General features: G+C 59.8%; 18 protein-coding genes and 1 pseudogene. 1 reads left to right on the top strand and 18 read right to left on the bottom strand.

Annotation, left to right across the window (positions count from 1 at the left end; all coding sequences use genetic code 11):
* Positions 1–3 precede the first annotated feature (3 nt).
* From ACEN8Q_RS05395 to arnB, 8 genes are read right to left on the bottom strand one after another with little or no spacing between them, the layout of a single operon-like run.
* Entirely contained in the window at positions 4–1,383 is a 1,380-nt protein-coding gene (locus ACEN8Q_RS05395) for a UDP-glucose dehydrogenase family protein (protein ID WP_413426679.1), read from the bottom strand.
* A complete protein-coding gene (gene arnF / locus ACEN8Q_RS05400; RefSeq protein WP_057397666.1) occupies positions 1,380–1,781 on the bottom strand; it encodes a 4-amino-4-deoxy-L-arabinose-phosphoundecaprenol flippase subunit ArnF in 402 nt (133 codons plus the stop codon). Before arnF ends, ACEN8Q_RS05395 begins: the two co-directional genes overlap by 4 nt.
* On the bottom strand, positions 1,778–2,122 hold the full coding sequence (gene arnE / locus ACEN8Q_RS05405; protein ID WP_413426681.1) for a 4-amino-4-deoxy-L-arabinose-phosphoundecaprenol flippase subunit ArnE: 345 nt from the start codon (positions 2,120–2,122) through the stop codon (positions 1,778–1,780). The genes arnF and arnE overlap by 4 nt, the downstream gene beginning before the upstream one ends.
* Entirely contained in the window at positions 2,119–3,768 is a 1,650-nt protein-coding gene (gene arnT / locus ACEN8Q_RS05410) for a lipid IV(A) 4-amino-4-deoxy-L-arabinosyltransferase (RefSeq protein ID WP_413704669.1), read from the bottom strand. Before arnT (ACEN8Q_RS05410) ends, arnE begins: the two co-directional genes overlap by 4 nt.
* Entirely contained in the window at positions 3,765–4,649 is an 885-nt protein-coding gene (arnD, locus tag ACEN8Q_RS05415) for a 4-deoxy-4-formamido-L-arabinose-phosphoundecaprenol deformylase (protein ID WP_413704670.1), read from the bottom strand. The genes arnT (ACEN8Q_RS05410) and arnD overlap by 4 nt, the downstream gene beginning before the upstream one ends.
* Positions 4,649–6,640 (bottom strand): bifunctional UDP-4-amino-4-deoxy-L-arabinose formyltransferase/UDP-glucuronic acid oxidase ArnA, encoded by a 1,992-nt coding sequence (arnA, locus tag ACEN8Q_RS05420; RefSeq protein ID WP_413426687.1) that lies wholly within the window; start codon positions 6,638–6,640, stop codon positions 4,649–4,651. The genes arnD and arnA overlap by 1 nt, the downstream gene beginning before the upstream one ends.
* Positions 6,637–7,656 (bottom strand): undecaprenyl-phosphate 4-deoxy-4-formamido-L-arabinose transferase, encoded by a 1,020-nt coding sequence (gene arnC, locus ACEN8Q_RS05425; RefSeq protein ID WP_413426689.1) that lies wholly within the window; start codon positions 7,654–7,656, stop codon positions 6,637–6,639. Before arnC ends, arnA begins: the two co-directional genes overlap by 4 nt.
* Positions 7,653–8,801 (bottom strand): UDP-4-amino-4-deoxy-L-arabinose aminotransferase, encoded by a 1,149-nt coding sequence (gene arnB, locus ACEN8Q_RS05430; protein WP_413704671.1) that lies wholly within the window; start codon positions 8,799–8,801, stop codon positions 7,653–7,655. Before arnB ends, arnC begins: the two co-directional genes overlap by 4 nt.
* 392 nt (positions 8,802–9,193) lie before the next feature.
* Here arnB and xerC point away from each other — a divergent pair, with 392 nt between their 5' ends.
* Entirely contained in the window at positions 9,194–10,132 is a 939-nt protein-coding gene (gene xerC, locus ACEN8Q_RS05435; protein WP_413704672.1) for a tyrosine recombinase XerC, read from the top strand.
* A gap of 4 nt (positions 10,133–10,136) precedes the next feature.
* Here xerC and ACEN8Q_RS05440 read toward each other — a convergent pair whose 3' ends face one another.
* From ACEN8Q_RS05440 to ACEN8Q_RS05485, 10 genes and pseudogenes are all read right to left on the bottom strand, one after another.
* Positions 10,137–11,207 carry an ABC transporter ATP-binding protein gene (locus ACEN8Q_RS05440; protein ID WP_413426695.1) on the bottom strand — a complete coding sequence of 357 codons (1,071 nt, stop codon included), beginning with the start codon at positions 11,205–11,207 and terminating at the stop codon, positions 10,137–10,139.
* Positions 11,204–12,802 (bottom strand): ABC transporter permease, encoded by a 1,599-nt coding sequence (locus tag ACEN8Q_RS05445; RefSeq protein ID WP_413426697.1) that lies wholly within the window; start codon positions 12,800–12,802, stop codon positions 11,204–11,206. The genes ACEN8Q_RS05440 and ACEN8Q_RS05445 overlap by 4 nt, the downstream gene beginning before the upstream one ends.
* Before the next feature lie 3 nt (positions 12,803–12,805).
* Entirely contained in the window at positions 12,806–13,819 is a 1,014-nt protein-coding gene (locus ACEN8Q_RS05450) for an iron ABC transporter substrate-binding protein (protein WP_413426699.1), read from the bottom strand.
* 199 nt (positions 13,820–14,018) lie between these two features.
* Positions 14,019–14,147 (bottom strand): annotated as a pseudogene (locus ACEN8Q_RS05455) (ABC transporter ATP-binding protein); the annotation flags it as partial.
* A 143-nt stretch (positions 14,148–14,290) separates the two neighbouring features.
* Positions 14,291–16,012, bottom strand: a complete 1,722-nt coding sequence (gene arnT, locus ACEN8Q_RS05460; protein ID WP_413704673.1) for a lipid IV(A) 4-amino-4-deoxy-L-arabinosyltransferase — start codon at positions 16,010–16,012, stop codon at positions 14,291–14,293.
* Positions 16,013–16,187: 175 nt separating this feature from the next.
* Positions 16,188–16,844, bottom strand: a complete 657-nt coding sequence (locus ACEN8Q_RS05465) for a histidine phosphatase family protein (RefSeq protein ID WP_413426703.1) — start codon at positions 16,842–16,844, stop codon at positions 16,188–16,190.
* Between the two features lie 303 nt (positions 16,845–17,147).
* Entirely contained in the window at positions 17,148–17,705 is a 558-nt protein-coding gene (locus tag ACEN8Q_RS05470) for a membrane integrity-associated transporter subunit PqiC (protein WP_413704674.1), read from the bottom strand.
* A gap of 17 nt (positions 17,706–17,722) precedes the next feature.
* On the bottom strand, positions 17,723–19,399 hold the full coding sequence (locus ACEN8Q_RS05475; RefSeq protein WP_413426707.1) for an intermembrane transport protein PqiB: 1,677 nt from the start codon (positions 19,397–19,399) through the stop codon (positions 17,723–17,725).
* Entirely contained in the window at positions 19,380–20,036 is a 657-nt protein-coding gene (locus tag ACEN8Q_RS05480) for a paraquat-inducible protein A (protein ID WP_413426709.1), read from the bottom strand. The genes ACEN8Q_RS05475 and ACEN8Q_RS05480 overlap by 20 nt, the downstream gene beginning before the upstream one ends.
* Positions 20,033–20,629 carry a paraquat-inducible protein A gene (locus ACEN8Q_RS05485; RefSeq protein WP_413426711.1) on the bottom strand — a complete coding sequence of 199 codons (597 nt, stop codon included), beginning with the start codon at positions 20,627–20,629 and terminating at the stop codon, positions 20,033–20,035. The genes ACEN8Q_RS05480 and ACEN8Q_RS05485 overlap by 4 nt, the downstream gene beginning before the upstream one ends.
* Positions 20,630–20,680: the final 51 nt, after the last annotated feature.

Genomic DNA, 20,680 nt, shown 5'->3' on the forward strand with positions numbered 1-20,680 from the left:
GGTTCAGGCGACCACTGATTCGGCTGACCATTGCTGGTAAGGCATCGGCAATTTGCGCGATTCGCCCCGGCCGATCGGGAAGTAGGTGAAACCGATGCGTGCCAGGCGGTCGGCGTCGTACAGGTTACGGCCGTCGAAGATCACCGGCGCATTGAGCCGCTGCTGGATCAGCTCGAAGTCCGGAGCCTTGAACTGTTGCCATTCGGTGCAGATGATCAGTGCATCGGCACCGGACAGGACCGACTCAGGCGTGCCCATGAGCATCAGTTTCGATTCATCGGGATACAGCTTCTGGGTTTCCTGCATGGCTTCCGGATCGAACGCACGGACATTCGCCCCGGCGGCCCACAACGATTCCAGCAACACCCGGCTTGGAGCATCGCGCATGTCGTCGGTGTTCGGTTTGAACGCCAGACCCCACAAGGCAAAGGTCCTGCCACGCAAGTCGCCCTTGTAGAACGCGTTGATGCGCTCGAACAGTTTGTGTTTCTGCCGCTCGTTGATGGCTTCCACCGCTTGCAGCAGGTCGCTGGAGCAATGTGCCTCTTCGGCGCTGTGGATCAGGGCGCGCATATCCTTGGGGAAGCATGAGCCACCGTAGCCGCAACCGGGGTAGATGAAGTGGTAACCGATGCGCGAGTCGGCCCCGATGCCCAGGCGTACCGATTCGATGTCGGCCCCCAGGTGTTCAGCCAGCTCGGCGATCTGGTTGATGAAGCTGATCTTGGTCGCCAGCATGCAGTTGGCGGCGTACTTGGTCAGTTCGGCACTGCGCAGGTCCATGAACATGATGCGCTCATGATTGCGGTTGAATGGCGAGTACAGGTCACGCATCACGTCACGTACTTCATCGCGTTCACAGCCTACGACGATACGGTCCGGGCGTCGGCAGTCGGAAACGGCCGAACCTTCTTTCAGGAATTCCGGGTTGGAGACGATATCGAACTGCAATACACGCCCGGCATTGAGCAGGCATTTGTCGATGTGTGCACGCAAGGCATCGCCGGTGCCGACCGGGACGGTGGATTTTTCCACCAGGATCGCCGGTTGCTCGCGATGCCGTGCCACGGCTTCGCCCACCGACATCACGTAGCGCAAATCCGCTGAACCGTCGTCCCGGGACGGAGTACCGACCGCGATGAACAGTACCTGTCCGTGCTGGACCGCGAATTTTTCGTCACTGGTGAACTGCAACCGCTTGGCGTCGAGGCCTTCGCGTACCAGGCTGGCCAGCCCGGGTTCGAAAATACTCACGTGGCCCTGCTTGAGCAATTCGACTTTTTTCTCGTCAACGTCCATGCAGACCACGTCGTGGCCGACCTCCGCCAATACCGCTGCCTGCACCAGGCCAACATAACCGCTACCAAATACACTTATTTTCATGGGGCACTCCTTAATTCAGGCGCACGAGCAGGTCGAGAATTGATGGTAATGACGCCGAGGATGACCAATGCCACTCCAAGGCTTTTTGTAAGACTGAACGTTTCGTTGAACAGCGGCAGACTGGCGGCCAGCAGGTACACCAGCGCGTAGCTGATGCTCAGCAACGAGTAGGCTCGGCCCAGTGGCAGGTCCCGCAGGGCGGCGAGCCAGCAAAGCATCGACAAGGCATAGGCGCAGATGGCCACTAGCACCACGGCAACGGCCGTCAGGTCGATGTGAGCGGTGAGCCATTGTTCGGGTTGCGGCAGGTGACTCATGCTCCAGCGCATGCCCAATTGGGCGGCGCTGACCAGCAACACGCTGCCCAGTGCGAAGGTAATACCTCGACTCAGATTCACGTGTGTTGCCCCAGCAATGCCACGCCACCGATCACCAGCGCCACACCCAGCCAGTGACGGCGGTCGATGGTTTCGTGGAACACGAAACGTGCAACCAGGGTGATCAGCACGAAGTTCAGGCTGAGCATCGGGTAGGCAATCCCGACTTCCAGGCGTTGCAGCACCAGCAGCCATACCAGCAGGCCCAGTCCCAAAGAGGCGAGGGCCAGCCAAAGCCAGGGCGAACGCAGTTTGTCCATCCACCCGGAGGCTTTGCCGCGCCAGCTTTCCACCGCATATTTCTGGGCGATCTGGCCCAGGCAGGTCAGCAGGCAGGCGACCAGTAGCAATAGCAGGCTCATAGCGTCGCCTGAGGGATAATCAAAATCACCAGGTTGCCTTGTTCGTAGCGCTTGCCCTCTTTGGGCAATTGATCAAGTTCGCGCAGCTCTTCCTCGCCCTTGACCCGCATGACGACACCCACCGAGCCAAGCTGGCGAGCATCGTGCATCCACTGTTGCACATGTTCGGGGCCAACGCGCTGCTTGAGCGAGTCAGGATAGGCAAGGCCGTATTTCAATTCGCCTATCGTATTGAAAAAAGCCACTTCCGGCCGTTTCACCCGCCAGGACAACGCCGACGCTGCACCCAGGTCGTTGCTCAACAACTTCGCGGTCTGGCCGAGTTCCTGGGCGTGATCGAGGATGAATTGGTCAGGGGTTTTGTTGGCGACTACGGAATTGGGCAATCCGGCAGGCACCAGGCCGATGAGCAACAGGCTGCCAAAAGCCGGGGCTGCCCAGCACTGCAACGGGCGGAAGGCCTGCAGCAGGTTGGCCATGATCCAGCCGATCAAACCGATGAACACCAACACCAGGTTGTGCAGTTCATGATCGTAAATCGGCTTTTTCAGTTGCAGATAAACCAGGGCCAGCAGAGTGACCACGCCCACCACCAGATTCAGCAGGCCGTTGATGCCAAGGGCTCGACCTTGCTCCAGCTTCAATCGGTCGGCCAGTGCATGGCCGAGCAACAATGCCAGAGGTAACAGGCATGGCAGGATGTAGGCAGGCAGTTTGCCCTTGCTCAGGCTGAAGAAGAACAACGGCATCCACAGCCACAGCAGCAGGAATGCGATATCGGACTGGCGTCGGGTCTGCCAGGCTTGCTTCAGCGCTGGCGGCAGCAATGCAACCCACGGCATGCTGAAAGCCACCAGCAGCGGCAGGTAGTACCACCACGGCGCGTCATGCTGGGCGTCGTCCCCGGCAAAACGGCGGATATGTTCGTGCCAGAAGAAAAACCGCCAATAGTCAGGCTCTTGGGCATGCACCGCCAGGGCCCATGGCAGGCTGACGGCGATGGCGACCACGACCGCCACCGGGCCGTAGACCAGCAGTTCACGCCAGCGTTTTTGCCAGATCATCCAGGGCAGGGCGATCAGCACCGGCAGCAACCAGGCCAGGAAGCCCTTGGTCATGAAACCCATGCCGCAGGCCAGTCCCAGCACCGCCCACGCGATCAGGCGCTGACCGCGGCCGACGCTGTCCAGTGCAAACCACAGGGCCACCAGGCTCAGGTTGACCCAGAACGTGAATTGCGGATCGAGGTTGGCATACCCCGCCGAAGCGGCAATGACCGAGAAGCTCATGTACAGCAGCGCGCAAGCGAAACTCTTGCGCGGTTCGTTCCACATCCGGCGGGCGACCAGGTAGCACAGCAACACGCTCAAACCGGTGCTCAGTGCCGAGGCGAAGCGCACCCCGAAGAGGTTCTGGCCGAACAGCGCCTGACCGATGGCAATCATCCAGTAGCCGGCTGCGGGTTTTTCGAAATAGCGCACGTCCATGAAATGCGGCGACACCCAGTTGCCGCTCAGGAGCATGCCCTGGCTGATCTGGGCGTAGCGGGTTTCGTCGGGAATCCATAAGCCATGACTGCCCAGTGGCAGCAGGTAGGCCAGCGCCACCATGGCCAGCAATATCGGCAAAGCCCAGCGTTTGCTCATGCGCCTTGCACTCCCAGCCAGCCTTCGCGACCTTCGAGCGCACCGCGTACCACGCGGCCGATCGGCAAACTGTCAGGGGCCTCGGGCAACAAGTCGCCCAAGGGTTGAAAACGGATGTCCCGCTGATGTGCATCGCTCAGCAGTTGACGGAAATCGTTAGCCATCAGAATCCCTTCTACCTCGGCATGGATCGTGTAGACATTGAGTTTTTCCGGGGTGAACCGGTCCAGGATGAACGTGTTGAAATCCTTGGCGGCGACAGTCGGCCCGACCACCTCATCGAAGGTCGGCAGGTCTACCGGTATTTGTGGCGCGCCCAGGCGACCATCGGCCAATCGTGGCTGGAACAGGCTCAGGCCGCGACAATCGCTGTTGTAGCGAAAGCCGAAACCCTGCTTGGCTTCGATCACGCGCTCGTCGGCACGCCAGCCAGCGGACGCCGAGCAGGTGATCTTTTCCCCGAGAATGTCGCTGAGGGTGTCCACGCCACGGCGTATCTGTTCGACCAGTTGTGCGTCGCTCCAGCGCCCGGCGTTGGCTTGCCAGCCATGGTGATCCCAGGCGTGCAGGCCAACCTCATGCCCGGCATCCCGGGCCTGGCGCATCAAGTGCCCCAGGTCGCGGCCGATCGGTTTTCCGGGCCATGCGGTGCCGGCCAGCAGAATGTCCCAGCCATACAGGCCGGCTGCGTTGGACCGGAGCATTTTCCAGAGAAACTGTGGACGGATGAGGCGCCACAAGTGGCGCCCCATGTTGTCCGGCCCGACACTGAAGAAGAACGTCGCCTTGACCTGAGCTTCATCAAGGATTTCCAGCAGCCGGGGCACCCCTTCACGGGTACCCCGGTAGGTGTCGACATCGATCCGCAGTCCTGCCTGCATCAGCGCTTGTCCGCGATTTCGAGCATGGCTTCACGCAGGAAGAAGTCCAGGGTGTTGCCGATGGTTTCACTCATCTCCACGGTTGGCGTCCAGTCCAGCAGGCGCTTGGCGTTGGCGATACTTGGCTTGCGGTGCGACACGTCCTGGTAACCGGTGCCGTAGAACGCCTTGCTTTCGATGTCGCGGAAACCGGCGAACGGAGGGAAGTTGGCGCGCAGCGGGTGAGCTTCGAACTGACGCAGCAGCTCTTCGCCCAACTGACGGATGCTGGCTTCGTTTTCCGGGTTGCCGATGTTGATGATCTGGCCGTTGCAGACATCGTTGTCGTTGTCGATGATCCGTGCCAGCGCTTCCACACCGTCGGCGATGTCGGTGAAGCAGCGTTTTTGCTCACCACCGTCGAACAGGCGAATCGGCGTACCTTCCACCAGGTTCAGGATCAACTGGGTGATCGCGCGGGAGCTGCCGATACGGGCGGAATCCAGGCGATCCAGGCGTGGTCCCATCCAGTTGAACGGACGGAACAGGGTGAAGTTCAGACCCTTCTGGCCATAAGCCCAGATCACGCGGTCCAGCAGTTGCTTGGAGACCGAGTAGATCCAGCGCTGTTTGTTGATCGGACCGACCACCAGGTTGGAGCTGTCTTCGTCGAAGTTGGGGTCCTGGCACATGCCGTAGACTTCCGAAGTCGACGGGAAGATCACGCGCTTGTTGTACTTGACGCAGTAGCGAACCAGTTTCAGGTTTTCTTCGAAGTCCAGCTCGAATACACGCAGCGGGTTACGGGTGTATTCGATTGGCGTCGCGATGGCAACCAGCGGCAGCACCACGTCGCACTTCTTGATGTGGTACTCGATCCACTCGGAGTGGATGCTGATGTCGCCTTCGACGAAGTGGAAGTTCGGGTGGCTGCGCAGGCGCTCGATGGCATCCGAACCGATATCCAGGCCGTAGACTTCGTAGCGGTCGTCGCGCAGCAGGCGCTCGGACAAGTGGTTGCCGATGAAGCCGTTGACGCCGAGGATCAGCACGCGAGTGCGACGCGGAGCACGACCGGATTCGGCACCGCGCAAGACGGAACCGTCCACCAGGCCCAGTTCGTTGGCCAGTTGCGGGCCGCTCAGGTACAGGCCGTTGTCGTTGCGCTGGCCGGCATTGATGATCAGCGAGTCTTCACCGCAGGCGATGCGCAACGGGTCGACGCTGATGACGCGGCCCGGTGCCAGGCCTTCGTTGCCCTTGGCGACTTCGGCGCTCCAGACAATCAGCTTGTGCTCGCCCACCGCGCAGAAGGCGCCCGGATATGGCTGGGTCACGGCGCGGACCAGGTTGAACAGTTCTTCGGCCGGTTTGGCCCAGACCAGTTTGCCGTCAGCCGGGGTGCGACGGCCGAACACCGTGGCTTTGGATTCGTCTTGCGGGGTTTCGCCGGCCTTGCCTTGCAGCAGCGCCGGCAAGGTGTCGCGCAGCAGGTCAGAGGCGGCCAGGCGCAGTTTGCCGTGCAGGCTCAGCGCGGTGTCGCTGCGCTCGATCGCAACCTTTTGCTGGGCAACGATGGCGCCCGCATCGGCACGCTTGACCATGCGGTGCAGAGTCACGCCGGTTTCCGTTTCGCCGTTGACCAGCACCCAGTTGGCCGGTGCGCGACCACGGTAGCGTGGCAGCAGGGAACCGTGCAGGTTGAACGCGCCTTTACGGGCCGTGGCCAGCAGCGTTTCGCTCAGCAGGTTACGGTAGTAGAAGGAGAAAATGTAGTCGGGATCGAGCTTGGCGATACGCTCGATCCACAACGGATGGTTGGCATCTTCCGGTGCATGCACGGCAATGCCGTGGCGGGCGCACAGCTGTGCGACGGAGCCGTAGAACGCGTTTTCCTTCGGATCGTCGGCGTGGGTGAACACCGCAGCGATCTCGAAACCGGAGGAGAGCAGGGATTCGATGCCGGCACAGCCAATATCGTGATAGGCGAAGACAACAGCTTTTGCACTCATGAAGGAACCTGATCTGAAGAAGTGGAAGTAAGGCCGTCGACGGTAACAACGGAAGCGGGGGAGGCGGGCTGGCTACGCAGCACCTTTTCAATGAAGAAGCGCGGACGTGCGCGCACGTCGCTGTACATGCGGCCCAGGTATTCACCCAGCAGACCCATGCCGATGAATTGTCCACCGGTGAAGACGAACAGTACGGCGAACAGTACGAAGGTACCGCCACCGGCCCAGCCGGCACCGAACACCAGGCGCAGCAGGATCAAGGCCATGGCGAACAGCATGCCCAGGGCCGCCATGCCGACGCCGACGATGCTCAGCAGTCGCAGCGGCGTGGTGGTCATGCAGGTGACCAGGTCGAACATCAGGTTGATCAGGCGCATGGGGCTGTACTTGGAGTCGCCGTGTTCACGCTCGGCGTGGGTCACGAGGATTTCCGTGGTGTGGCGGGCAAAGCTGTTGGCCAGGATCGGAATGAAGGTGCTGCGTTCACGGCAGGCGAGCATGGCGTCGACGATGGTGCGGCGGTAGGCGCGCAGCATGCAGCCGTAGTCGCTCATGGCCACGCCGGTGGAACGTTGCACGGCAAGGTTGATCAGCTTCGATGGCCAGCGGCGCAAAGCCGAGTCCTGGCGGTTGTTGCGCACGGTCGCGACGACGTCGTAGCCGAGTTCGGCCTGTGCTACCAGCCGCGGGATTTCTTCGGGCGGGTTTTGCAGGTCGGCATCGAGGGTGATGACGACATCGCCCTTGCACTGTTCGAAACCGGCCATGATCGCCGCATGCTGGCCGTAGTTGCGGTTGAGGATCACCGCCACCACCGGGCTGCCTTCGCGGGAGGCGGCGTCTTCCAGGATCTGCGCGGAGTCATCTCGACTGCCGTCGTCGACCAGCACGATTTCATAGGCCTGGTGCAACTGCTGGCAAGCCGCTTCGGTGCGTCGGAGCAGTTCAGGCAGGCTGTCCTGTTCGTTGTAGACCGGAATGACGATCGAAACGAAGTTGATTGGGTAAGGTCTCAAAGGCTTCTGTCCATACAGTTTTCGATGGCACCGACGACGCGCTCGACATCATCGGTGGTCATGTCGGGGAACAACGGGATCGAACACAGCCGCGCCGAATTCCATTCGGTGTTGGGCAGGTACAGGTTGGGGTAACGCTGGCGGTAGTAAGTGTGCAGGTGCGTTGCAATGAAGTGAATACCGGTACCGACATTCTGTTCCTGGAGGGCTTTCATGAACGCTTCGCGATCCAGCCCGCACTGCTCGGCGTCGATGCGCAGGATGAACAGGTGCCAGGCATGTTTTTGCGAATAGGCAGGGACGGTCAGCGGTTGAACCGGCAAACCTTCCAGGCGCTGCAGGTAGGTCTGGGCCAGTTGAGTGCGTTTGGCGTTGATTTCGTCCAGGCGTTCCAGTTGCACCAGTGCGATGGCCGCGTTGATGTCGGCCAGGTTGTACTTGAAGCCGGGTTCGACCACCTGGGCCTGGGGCTTGCGGCCATGGGTCAAGCGGTCGTAGGCATCGACCCCGAGCCCGTGAAACTTGAGCATGCGTACCCGCGAGGCCAGGGCTTCATCGTCACTGACGAACATCGCGCCTTCGGCGCAGGTCATGTTCTTGATCGCGTGGAACGAAAAGATCGCCGTGCCTTTGGCGCCGACGTGACGACCATTGTAGAGAGTACCGGCGGCGTGTGCGGCGTCTTCGATCACGGCAATGCCGTGTTTGTCGGCCAGCGCGTAGAGCGGATCGAGATCGAATGCCGCACCGGCGTAATGCACCGGGATGATGGCTTTGGTACGCGGCGTGATCGCTGCTTCGATAGTGGCCGCGTCGGTCATCAGCGTGTCGCGGTCGACGTCGACGAACACCGGCGTGGCACCCAGCAGGGTGATCATGTTGGCGGTGGACACCCAGGTCTGCGACGGCGTAATGACTTCATCGCCGGGCCCGATGCCCAATGCCAGCAGGGTGATATGCATTCCGCCGGTGGCCGAGGACAGTGCCACGGCATGTCGGCAACCGACGTAGTTGGCGAAGTGTTCTTCCAGTGCCTGGTTTTTCGGACCGGTAGTGATCCACCCGGAGCGCAATACTTGCTCTACGGCAGCGATTTCTTCGTCGCCGATGCTGGGACGGGAGAAAGGGAGAAACGCCTGACTCATGGGCACCTCAGGGGCTGAAAACGTAAATAGCCTTTGAGGCTAAAAGGGATCCAAAAATCAGCATAGACGCTAAATCAGAATCTGCATCAAATCAACTAGTTACTGGGTGGAAGCAAAAAATTGCGTCAGTTGACTTTTTCCGCGATGGCCGGCAGGTTGGGCATCCGTCTGGGCTGCACCGATTTTACAGAAGGTTATTCCCGATTTTGTGAAAGGAACATGAAAAAACGGTTGGGGAATCGTTTTATCTGGAGGCTATTAAGCTGCTGTTCAGACTTCTTCCGTTTATCTCGTTTTTTAGGAAAAGTCCTACAAGCGTATTGTCTTTTATATCATCGTTATTTCACTTCTTAGTTGTTTCATTGAACTGTTTACATTCAAGGCCGTTTCGTTTGATTGACTTACCTGTAACTGATTCACGCACACCCCTCACCAATCCGCTGACCCTGTATCTGGCGCGACTGGCGCCGTCCAGCCAACTGACCATGCGTTACGTGCTGCAGGATGCCGCCGACCGCCTGGGCTTCGAAGACCACGATATCGAGGAAATATCCTGGCACAACTTGCAGCCCGAAGACGTGATCGCACTGGTGGCCACTTTGCGTTCCGACGGTTATGCGCCCAACACGTCCTCGCTGTATGTCAACGCGGTGCGCGGGGTGATGAACGAAGCGTGGCGCATGAGCCTGATCTCCCAGGAACATCTGTTGAAGATGCGTACGGTGAAGGGCATGGCCGGTACACGGCTGTCCCAGGGGCGCAATCTCAGGCGGACGCTGATTCAGGAACTGATGGCGGTCTGCGCCGCCGACCCGAGGCCGCAAGGCCTGCGGGATGCCGCGATCATCGGGATACTGTACGGCTCGGGGATGCGCAAGTCCGAATCGGTGAACCTGGAGTTGAATCAGGTCGATTTCACCGAGCGCAGCCTGCGGGTGACGGCCAAGGGCAACAAACAGTTGATCAAGTACGCCCCGGCCTGGGCCTTCGCCAAGCTTGAAGCCTGGCTTGAGCTGCGCCGTTCGTTGCTCAAGGAAGGAGAATCGGATGACCCGTTCCTGTTCAACCGCATCCGCCGTGGCAGCCATATCACCCGTGAGCGCATCACCAAACATGCGATCTACTACATCGCCCGGCAACGGGGCGCGCAGGTCGGAGTGAAAATCATGCCCCACGATTTCCGGCGTTCGTTCATAACCCGGGTGATCGAAGAGCATGACCTGTCGATTGCGCAGAAACTGGCACACCACAGCAACATCCAGACCACGGCCAACTACGATGTGCGCGACGACAACGAGCGGCGTCGGGCGGTGGACCGATTCGATCTGTGACCGATCACATCTCGCTCAGCACATGGGCGTGGCCAATGGTCGAGACCTGAACCGAGCTGCCTGCGGGTGGCGCATACATGCCTGAACTGCGCACCAGCAGTGATCGACCCGGTTGCTCGCGGCTGGTCAGTGGCTGGAGTTCCACCGTCAGCGTGCAGGTGTTGCCGCTGAAGTCCCGATCGGTGACCACGGCCCGGCAACCGCTGGCTTCCGGGTCACTGGGGAGGATGCTGGCCAGTTGCAACTGTTCAGGGCGCAGCATGATTTGCGCGGACTTGTTGTTGCGGTGGTTGTTGACCGGGATTCGCCCCAGGTCGCAATGGGCCCAGCCAGCCTCGATGCGTGCGGGCATGACCACGGCATCCCCCAGGAACAGGGCGGTCTGTTCGTCTTCGGGGTAGCGGTACAGGTCCAGTGGATGGCCTGACTGGACCAGTCGGCCATGACGCATCACCGCCAACTGGTCGGCGAACGACAGGGCTTCACTCTGGTCATGGGTGACCAGAATGGTGGTGACGCCCGCGTCTTCCAGCAGCCGCGCAACCATCTTGCGCATAGCGGCGCGCAATCCGGTGTCGAGCGCCGAGAACGGTTCGTCCAGCAGCATCAGCCGTGGCTGTTGCGCCAACGCCCGGGCCAGGGCCACTCGTTGTTGCTGGCCGCCGGACAACTCGTGAGGCCAACGCTCGGCCATCTTCGCGTCCAGTGCCACGCTGTCCATCAGTTCAGCAACCCGATGTTGCTTTTCATTGCCCTTGATGGACAAACCAAAGCCGATGTTCGCCGCCACGGTCATGTGCGGGAACAGTGCGCCGTCCTGTGGCACGTAGCCGATCAGGCGTTGATGCGCCGGCACTTCGTGGGTGCCGTCGACCAGGGTCTGGCCATTGAGCGAAAGACGCCCGGAATCGGGGAATTCGAAGCCGGCAATCATCCGCAGCAACGTGGTCTTGCCAGAGCCTGAAGGGCCGACGATGACTGTGCGACTGCCGCTTGGCACCGACAGGCTGACGTTGTCCAGAGCGCAATGGGCGCCATAGGACTTGTAGAGGGCATTCAATTCAAGAGTGTTCATCGGCCAGCCGTTTTTTTCGATTGGTGATAAAGAAGTCCGGTCAGCGGAAGCGACAGCACAACCATCAATAAGGCGTAGGGCGCAGCAGCGGCATAGTCGATTTCGCTGGTCATGGCCCAGAATCCGGTTGCCAGCGTGCGCGTGCCGTTAGGGGCCAGCAGCAGGGTGGCGGTCAGTTCGTTGGTGATTGCCAGGAACACCAGCGCCGCACCGGCGGCAGCCCCCGGAGCGGCCAGGCGCAAGGTGATCAGCCACAGGGCCCGGGCTGGCGAGCGGCCAAGGCTGCGGGCGATGTTTTCCAGTTCCACCGGGGCCTGGGCAATGCCTGCGCGCAGGCTCACCAGGGCGCGGGGCAAGAACATCAACAGGTACGCCAGCAGCACGGTGAAGGTGGTCTGGTAAATCGGCCGGGCAAAATGGATCGTGACGGTCACCAGCGCCAGCGCCACGATAATTCCGGGCAAGGAACTGGTAATGTAGTTGCAGCTTTCCAGTACCCGCTGCATTCGGCCGGGGTAGCGGATCGACAGCCAGGCAATCGGGATCGCCGCGCAGGTGGTCAGCGCCGCGCCGGCGACGCCGAGTAGCAGGGTTTGCTCCAGAGCGGGCAACAACTCGGCCATGTCCCAGACTTCCGCACCGCCAGCGATGAGCCATTTGCCCAGGGTGATGAGTGGAACACCCAGGGCCAGGGCGCAGGTCACGGTTTGCAGGGCCAACGACAGCATCGTTGAAGTGGTTTTCAGGATGACCACCCGTTGTTCCCGGGCGCTTCCCGATCCGACGCGAGCGTAACGTGCGGAGCCCCGGGCGGCGGATTCGGCCGTCAACATTGCCAGGCAACACAGTGCCAGCACACTGGCCAGCATGTGCGCCGCTGCGCCGTTGAAGGTCGACTTGAACTGATCGAAGATCGCGGTGGTAAAGGTGTCGAAGCGGATCATGGCATACAGGCCATATTCGGCCAGCAGGTGCAGACCGACCAGCAAGGCGCCGCCGCAGATCGCCAGGCGCAATTGTGGCAACACCACGCGGAAAAACACTTTCCAGGGTTTGAGCCCCATGGATTCGGCGACGTCTTCGATGGCCGGGTCAAGTCGGCGCAAGGTAGCCGCCACCGGCAAATACAAGAACGGGAAGTAAGCGATGACCGAGACCAGGACACCGGCAAACAAGCCGTGAATCGGTGGCACCAGGCTGACCCAGGCGTAGCTGTGAACGAACGCAGGCACCGCCAGCGGTGCGGTGGCCAGCAACGACCACCAGCGCCGCCCCGGCAAATTCGTGCGTTCCGTGAGCCACGCCAGCGTCACCCCCAGCGCCACGCACAAGGGAATCGTCAGCAGCACCAGCAACACGGTGTTGACCAGCAGTTCACCCACCCGGGGGCGGAACACCAGGGTCACCACGGTTGACCAGCCTGTCTGCAGGGACACGCCAATAACGTAAGCGATCGGTAGCAGTGCCAGTAAGGAAACCAGCACCGACAAACCGATCACCCATACACCGCCACGTCCCGCAAAGACTCCGCGGGATCGTCGGCGCAATTGTGTGGGTGTCGCCTCGGCGACACCCACAGGCAGGGTTTCAGGCATCAATTAGAGCAGTCCGGCCTGTGTCATCAGCTCCACGGCTTTTTTGCTGTCGAGTTTGGAAGCATCGACAGTCGGCGCATCGAGTTGCTGCAGAGGCACCAGTTTAGGGTTGGATTCAGCGTTCTTGCCCACGGCGTACTCGAACGACTTGCCGTTTTTCAGGACGGCCTGGCCATCCTTGCCGGTAATGTATTTGAGAAACGCCTGGGCTTGTTCTTTGTGTTTGCTGGAGGCGAGGACGCCGCCGCCGGAGATGCTAACAAAAGCGCCCGGATCTTTGTGCTTGAAATAGTGCAGGGCGGTGTTCTTGCTGTTTTCGCCAGTCTTGGACTGGTCCACCAGGCTGTAATAGTGGTAGATCACGCCACTGTCGATCTGCCCGGCATTCACCGCCTTGAGTACGGAGCTGTTGCCACGGTAGTTGGCGTAGTTGGTTTTCATCGCTTTCAGCCAATCCAGCGTGGCGGCTTCACCCTTTTGTTCCAGGATGGCAGCGACGATGGCCTGGAAGTCGGCACCGCCTGGCGATGCGGCCCAGCGACCTTTCCAGCTTGGATCGGCCAGGTCCATGATCGATTTCGGCAGATTGGCTGCCGACAGTTTGCTCGGGTTGTACACGAACACCGTGGAGCGCGCGGCAATCCCGACCCATTTGCCGTGGGCCGGACGGTAGGCGGAGTCAATCTGCTCCAGCGTGGCCTTTTCGACAGGCGCAAACAGCCCGGCGTTGTCGACCAGGACCATGGCCGGGGAGTTTTCGGTCAGGAACACGTCCGCCGGAGAAGCTGCACCTTCCTGTACGATCTGGTTGCCCATCTCGGTGTCGTCGCCATTACGCAAGGTAACGGGAATACCGGTTTCCTGGGTAAAACCCTCGACCCAGGCCTTGGTCAGGCCTTCGTGTTGCGCGTTGTACACTACGATGCCGACGGAGTCGGCTGCATAGGCCTGGCCAGCGCTCAGCAAAGCGGTGGCCAGCAGGGCCTTTTTCAAGAACGAAGGGATGTTGGGAAACATTCTGCGGGCTGCTCCTGGTGCGTTTTTTTGAAAAATCATGGGCATTGAATCGCCTGTAGACCAATGCGAATCATTTGCATATTTTGAATTGCAGGGAATGTAGAGATCCAAATGAGAAAATAACGTAAAAAAAACCGTTAATACATGTAATTTTCATTCAGATTAGCAGCACTGAGCCCACTGTGGTTCGACTCGTCGATCAAACGATGTCGCCGAGCAGAATATGACGCTGCCCCTGGCTGCCTTTTGTCGTGCCCTCGGCAATGACCAATAGCTGATCGGCAAAGCGTAGCGCCTGATTCAGGTCATGGATGGCGCTGATCACGATTTTCAAGTCTCGCAGATTGACCCGCTCCGGCCTTGCCGCTGTGCTGAACACCCCCGCCCATGAAGATCCGCTCGATGGCACCTGGCAGAAACGAAAAAAACCGAGAGGCCGGTTTGGCCACTCGGTTTTTCTCGTCTCGGTTGTCAGGGCTGGATTTGCGGGAAGATCAGGACCTGCAGGTTGCCGCGCTGATAACGCTTGCCGTCGGTTGGCAACGCCTCGACTTCCTGGATTTCATCGACGCTGTTGACCCTCATCACCACCCCGACCGAGCCTTTTTTACGTGCCTCGGACATCCATTGCCCGATGTCATGCAGGGTCACTTTGCGCGAGGCCGCGGCCGGATCCGAGAGGCCGTATTTGAGCTCGCCGACGACATTGTAGAGCGCCACCTCCGGTCGCCCGGTCAGCCACGACAAGGCCGAGGCTGCACCCAGGTCGTTGCTCAACAGCGAGGTGGTCTGGCTCAGGCTGTCCAGGTGTTCGGAGATAAACCGGTCGGGCATCTTGCTGTCGACAATCTGGCCCGGCATGGCGGCGGGAAGCAGAGCCACCAGTAGCCAGATGCCGAGGGCCGGCATCGCCCATAATGTCAATGGCCGCAGGATTTGCAGGGCGTTGGCGATGATCCAGCCCAGCAACACGATGAACGCCAGGGACAGGCTGAACATCTCGGTTTTTTCGAAAATCCCTTTGCTCAGTTGCAGGTACAACAAGGCAACCAGGGCTGTCGTGGCAATGACGACGTTGAGCCATCCGTTGACGCGAATCGTCCGTCCCCGTGCCTGTTGCAGCAGGCTGGTCAGCGCATTGCCCATCAGCAGCGCCAGCGGTAACAGGCACGGCATGATGTAAGTCGGCAACTTGCCGCTGCTCATGCTGAATATCGCCAATGGCAACAACAGCCAGAGCAGGAGAAAACCGCTGACGGGCTGACGCTTGTTGTTCCAGGCCTGGATGAACGTTGTCGGCAACAACGCGGTCCAGGGCAGGGCGGAAACGACCAGCATCGGCAGGTAGAACCACCACGGACGGGCGTGCTGCGCATTGTCGGCGGCGAAGCGGCGTACGTGCTCGTTCCAGAAGAAGAAATTCCAGAAATCCGGTTCCTGATGATGAATGGCCACTACCCAGGGCAAGCAGACTGCCGCGGCGACCACAACAGCCAGTGGCCCATAACGCAACAGTTCGCCGATGCGACGCTGCCAGATCATGTAGGGCAGGGCTATCACCGCCGGCAGCAGCCAGGCCAGAAAGCCCTTGGTCATGAAGCCCATGCCGCAGGCGATACCCAGGACTGCCCAGGATCCCAGGCGGGCGCGAGTGGTCCGACTGTCGATGGCAAACCACAGGGAAACCAGGCTCAGGTTGACCCAGAGGGTGAACTGCGGGTCGAGGTTGGCATACCCGGCCTGACCGGCAATCAGTCCGAAGCTCATGTACAACAGTGCGCAGGCAAAGCTTTTGCGCGGATCGCCCCAGAACCGGCGTGCAATCAGCCAGGTCAGCCATACGCTCAGCCCGGTACTCAGCGCTGATGCGATGCGTACCCCGAACAGATTGTCGCCAAACACTGCCTGACCGATGGCGATCATCCAGTACCCGGCAATCGGCTTCTCGAAATAACGAAGGCCCATGAAGTGCGGCGAGACCCAGTTCCCGCCCTGCAGCATTTCCTGGCTGATCTGGGCATATCGGGTTTCATCCGGAATCCACAAGCCGTGGCTCATCAGCGGTAGCAAGTAGAACGCGATGAACGCCAGTACCAAGGCGAACAGCATCCAGCGTTCATTGGCAGGTGCTGTTGGTGTGTGCAGGCGGGAAGAATGGCCAGCAAAATCTGGCAGTGGCTGATTTGACGTCATGTCTCGACCTTGGCGCTTAGATGGCTGGTTTAAGTGTGATGTACAACTTGCGAGAGAGAAAAACGGAATGATATTGAACGGCGAGAAGTTTAATCACACTTCTCGCTATTCTGTTCAGGCTTCATTCAGTCTGCATTGAAGTAACTTGTTACTAATGTTTTCGATAGGTAATGACTCAGTTTTTTTCTTGCAACAGGGTATTCCAGTCTTCCGCATTTACAATGCCGAGAACTTGCAATTGGCCATTGCCATCGATGCGGACAAACAACGAACTGCCGTACTCGGCGTCCTTCGCCGAATGCTTGAAGCCGGTCTGCTTTTCAAAGTCAGCGATGCAACCGCTGTGAGTCACCAGCACCAGGTTGCGATGGGCCACCTTGTGCGCCACGACGTCGTTACGCAGGGTCGTGCCGCAGGTGGCCAGCCACTCCTGGGGCCGTGGGTCGCTGTTGAACATGTAATGCGCGGTCTGCACGGTGCGCGTAACGGGGCTGGTCAGGATGTCGGTGTGTGTCAAACCCAGGCGCGCCAAGCCTTGCCCGACACCCGCCGCCGCCTCACTGCCGGCTCGGGTAATGCCATCGGCCGGGCCCAGGCAAGGATTGCTGGAGCGGTCGCAGCGTTCGGCATGACGCACCAGCACCGCGATCTCGCCGGCACCCCATTGTTGCAGCAATTGGGCCCGGGCTTGCGCGCCTTCCTGGGCCAGGTTGGTCGGTGATTTCGGCCACAGGACAAAACCGGTGACCAGCACGGCAACGGTCAGTGCACCAATGGCCACGACCGATCTGGACAGGCGCGAAGATGTTTTACGCGAGACGGAGTTGACCAAGTTTGTCCACCAATTGGAGCGCCGGGGAAGTGTTGTTAAACAAACCCTGAAACAGCGCGAAAAATGACCGCCGAGACCAGGTTCAGCGAGTTAACTGCGGCCCAAGTTAAATCTGCACAGCTGTCAGAACGGTGAAAGGAATGTGAAAAATTTGCAGAAGAGACTCCAGCGGCTAATTAGTTTGTTACTGGGAATTGTTATCTATTGCTCAAGCGTGGAATGACAGCGGGAAACAGATGGGCGTATGGGATGGGACTAACGGCGAACCTGCCGCCGTTAGTCCGGGAAGCGTGAAAAGGCTGTTCAGGGCGAAGGGCAGTTCGCCTGTGGTCTGGTGGCAGCCTGGCTGATCAGCGCGGCCAGGCGCTTGACGTTGTTTTGCTGGGCAAGCACCAGGTCGTCGATGCTCGCGCCTGACGGCGTTTGCAAGGTGCTGCGGCAAATCACCCGTTCCGTGTCGCCTGTACCGGCACTGCGCAGGCGCCATTTCACGTCCATCAATGCGTATTGACCGGGGACCGAGTCAAAACGCTGCACATCGACCCGCACCGAATATTTGCCTTGTACCGGACTGTTGCTCAATTGATCGGCCAGCGCATTGCGCAATTCGTCCACAAGGGTCGCACCCCACCACTGGGTTTCCAGGATTGCCAGGCCACTGTTGCTCTGGCGAATGACAATCTGCGCCCGATCGACCTGGGGCGGCACGCTGATCGTCTCGATCTGAATCACCCCGACGGTGGTCCTCGAATGATCGCCGGACTGGGTCGGTGTCAGGGTGTGAAATTGAATCGGGTCACTGCGGCAAGCGGCGAGCAGCAACACCGCGGTGACCAGGGTTAACTTCAGCGGTAAAGCCATGGGTGATGCTCCTGTGTTCAATTGCGCGGTGGCCCTTGCAGATCCATCGGGGCGGCATTGTTCGGACGGCCGCGAACCAGCGATTCCGGATGCCGTCCCAGGTAATCCGAAAGATCACGCAAGGATCTCGACGTGCGTCCCAGTTCATCCAGGGTCTGCCCCAGTTTTTCCCGTTGCGGCGAGTCCTCGGCCAAGGTCGTGCTGGCGGATTGCAGGGTCGAATTGGCCGTTTCCAGCGTCTTGCTGACATCCGACAAGGTGGATTGCACGCCAGGCAGGATCTTGCCGTTGAATTGCATCATGCCTTTGCGCAGTTCGACGAGATTGCCATCCAGGTTGCCGGCGATACGCTCGATCGGCAGTTTGTTGAGCTTGTCGACCATGGATTCGAGTTTTTCCTGCAATTGCTCGAGGCTGCCCGGAATGGTCGGAATCACGACCGGGCGTGCGTTTGCATCGAAAGCGACTTTTTCTGCCTTGGGGTAGAAATCCAGGGAGATGTACAACTGGCCGGTCAGGAAGTTACCGGTGCGGGCCTGGGCCCGCAGGCCGTTGTCGATAAAGGTGCCCATCAGACGCACACCCCCGGCTTCGTCATTGGGATCATGACTGAGCGCCTTGAGCATTTTGATGTGGGCCTGGCCCAGGCGTTGCGGGTAGATCACAATGCCGACGTTGACCGGAAAGGAACGTTTTTTCTCGTCGTAATCCAGATTCACCGCCACCACCTTGCCGATTTCCACCCCGAGGAACTCTACCGGAGCATCCACCTTGAGCCCGCGCAGTGCCTGGTCGAATCGCATGGCCAGGTACTGCGGCTTGCCGTTTGGCGGGGCGAGGGCGGTTTGTTGGTCGTCGAACAGCTCGTAGGCATATTCTGCCGCAGCAGGTTTATCGTCAGGGCTGTAGTCTGGCGCGCGGAAGGCAATGCCGCCCACCAGCAAGGAAGACAACGATTCGGTCTTGACCGCAAAACCATTGGCACCGACGTTCACGTCAATACCGCTGGCGTTCCAGAAACGGGTGTTTTCGGTGACGTATTTGTCATTGGGTGCATGGATGAACAGTTCTATGTTCACGCCCTTGCCGTCCGGGTCCAGTGCATAGGCCACCACTTGACCCACCGGGATCTTGCGGTAGTAAACCGGAGAGCCGATATCCAGCGACCCCAGGTCCTGTGTGAACAGGGTGAAACGCTTGCCCGGCTCGCCGTAGGTGATGGGCGGCGGGTTTTCCAGCCCCTTGAAGTTTTTTGCCCGGCCGTTGGCCTGGCCGATATCGGCACCGATGTAATCTCCCGATAGCAGCGTATCGATACCGGATACACCGCCAGCGCCAATTCGCGGTCGCACGACCCAGAATTGCGAATCTTCGCGGGTAAAGCTTTCGGCCTGCTTGGCCAGTTTGATGGTGGCGTTGACACTCTTCTGGTCATCGCTCAATTCCACATCGGAGACATGACCGATCACGACATTACGGTATTTGACCTCGGTTTTATTCGCGGTCAGGCCGTCCCCGGTCTTGAACGTGACAATGATGGTCGGGCCTTCCTGCAGCATGCTGTGAACCACCAGCGAAATACCCACCAGCACCGCCACGATCGGGACGATCCAGACCAGCGAGACACTGAAGCGGCGGGTCTTGATCGGCGCCGGCCCGGGGGCTTGCGGCCCGTCAGTGGCTTGTGACTTCATCCGTGACCTCCTCATTGTTTGGGTTTTCGCGTTCTTTATCCCAGATCATGCGTGGATCGAAACTCATCGCCGACAGCATGGTGAACACCACAACCAGACCAAAAAACAGAATGCCCGGACGCGGTTCGATGTCGGCCAGGGCCTGGAATTTCACCAGCGAGGCCACCAGGGCGACAACGATCACATCGAGCATCGACCAGTAGCCGATGACCTCGACGAACCGGTACAGCTTCGATCGTTCCATGCGCGCCCACTCGCTGTCGCGGTGCACGGTGACCAGCAGCAAGGTGATGGCGACGAACTTGACGCCCGGCACCGCGATACTGGCAATGAAAATGATCAGGGCAATGTCCCAGGCGCCGGCTTCCCAGAACTCCAGCACGCCGCTCATGATCGTGCTGTCGGAACCGTTGCCGACCATTTCGGTGTTCATCACCGGCAGCAAATTGGCCGGGATGTAAAACACCAGGGCGGCGATCATGTAGGCCCAGGTCCGGGCCAGCGAATTGGTTTTGCGTCGGTGCAAAGGTGCGCCGCAGCGTTCGCATTCGTGAGGGTCGTCAGTCATGTCGCAGGCCAGCCCGCAGCTGTGACACAGGCACAGGTTGAGCTCGTCGGCGTACGGAGGCGTGCTCATAAAATGTCCCATAAGTCGCGGATATCGCGCCCGGCGATGCGGATCATCATCAGACTCAGCGCAGCCAGGGCAAACAGCCCTATGCCGGGCAGCACATCAAGCAGTCCGGCGAGTTTGATCACGGCAACCATGGCGCCCAGCAGGCAGACTTCGAGCATGCTCCAGGGCCGCAAGGCTTCCAGCCAGCGCATGCAGAATTTGAACCCGGGCGAGCGTTGCCGGGCGAGGGCGAAGCCCAACACCCAGATCAGCAGCAACAACTGGAAGATCGGCGCAATGATCATGGCGATCGCCGCCACCATGGCGATGAATGTGATGGGCCCCAGGCTCAGGGCCAACACCGAGTCCCACAGGGTCGCACTGTTTTTCATGCCTTTTAGGCTGATGCTCATCACCGGATAGAAATTGGTGAACAGCCATAGCATCAACGCCGTGAAGGTCAGCGCAAGACGCTGTTCGACCGTGAGGCCGTTATAGCGTTGAAGCACACCGCCGCAGCGCGTACACAGGGTTTTCTGATGTTTTGCGAGCGTTACTTTCTGGTACACGCTGTCGCAGTGCTCGCAGATGATCAGCTGATCAGTAGTTGCCATGGGCCAGGCTCAACAGAAGGCAGGAAATTCAGAGCACCCCCTCAATATAGA

This window comes from Pseudomonas sp. Pseusp16, assembly GCF_047324915.1.
In the GTDB taxonomy this organism is placed as follows: domain Bacteria; phylum Pseudomonadota; class Gammaproteobacteria; order Pseudomonadales; family Pseudomonadaceae; genus Aquipseudomonas; species Aquipseudomonas fluorescens_CD.

Coding starts and splice junctions, on each gene's coding strand:
- ACEN8Q_RS05395 (WP_413426679.1), bottom strand. CDS start 1,383: ATGAAAATAAGTGTATTTGGTAGCGGTTATGTTGGCCTGGTGCAGGCA.
- arnE (WP_413426681.1), bottom strand. CDS start 2,122: ATGAGCCTGCTATTGCTACTGGTCGCCTGCCTGCTGACCTGCCTGGGC.
- arnT (WP_413704669.1), bottom strand. CDS start 3,768: ATGAGCAAACGCTGGGCTTTGCCGATATTGCTGGCCATGGTGGCGCTG.
- arnD (WP_413704670.1), bottom strand. CDS start 4,649: ATGCAGGCAGGACTGCGGATCGATGTCGACACCTACCGGGGTACCCGT.
- arnA (WP_413426687.1), bottom strand. CDS start 6,640: ATGAGTGCAAAAGCTGTTGTCTTCGCCTATCACGATATTGGCTGTGCC.
- arnB (WP_413704671.1), bottom strand. CDS start 8,801: ATGAGTCAGGCGTTTCTCCCTTTCTCCCGTCCCAGCATCGGCGACGAA.
- ACEN8Q_RS05440 (WP_413426695.1), bottom strand. CDS start 11,207: ATGAACACTCTTGAATTGAATGCCCTCTACAAGTCCTATGGCGCCCAT.
- ACEN8Q_RS05445 (WP_413426697.1), bottom strand. CDS start 12,802: ATGCCTGAAACCCTGCCTGTGGGTGTCGCCGAGGCGACACCCACACAA.
- ACEN8Q_RS05450 (WP_413426699.1), bottom strand. CDS start 13,819: ATGTTTCCCAACATCCCTTCGTTCTTGAAAAAGGCCCTGCTGGCCACC.
- arnT (WP_413704673.1), bottom strand. CDS start 16,012: ATGACGTCAAATCAGCCACTGCCAGATTTTGCTGGCCATTCTTCCCGC.
- ACEN8Q_RS05470 (WP_413704674.1), bottom strand. CDS start 17,705: ATGGCTTTACCGCTGAAGTTAACCCTGGTCACCGCGGTGTTGCTGCTC.
- ACEN8Q_RS05475 (WP_413426707.1), bottom strand. CDS start 19,399: ATGAAGTCACAAGCCACTGACGGGCCGCAAGCCCCCGGGCCGGCGCCG.
- ACEN8Q_RS05480 (WP_413426709.1), bottom strand. CDS start 20,036: ATGAGCACGCCTCCGTACGCCGACGAGCTCAACCTGTGCCTGTGTCAC.
- ACEN8Q_RS05485 (WP_413426711.1), bottom strand. CDS start 20,629: ATGGCAACTACTGATCAGCTGATCATCTGCGAGCACTGCGACAGCGTG.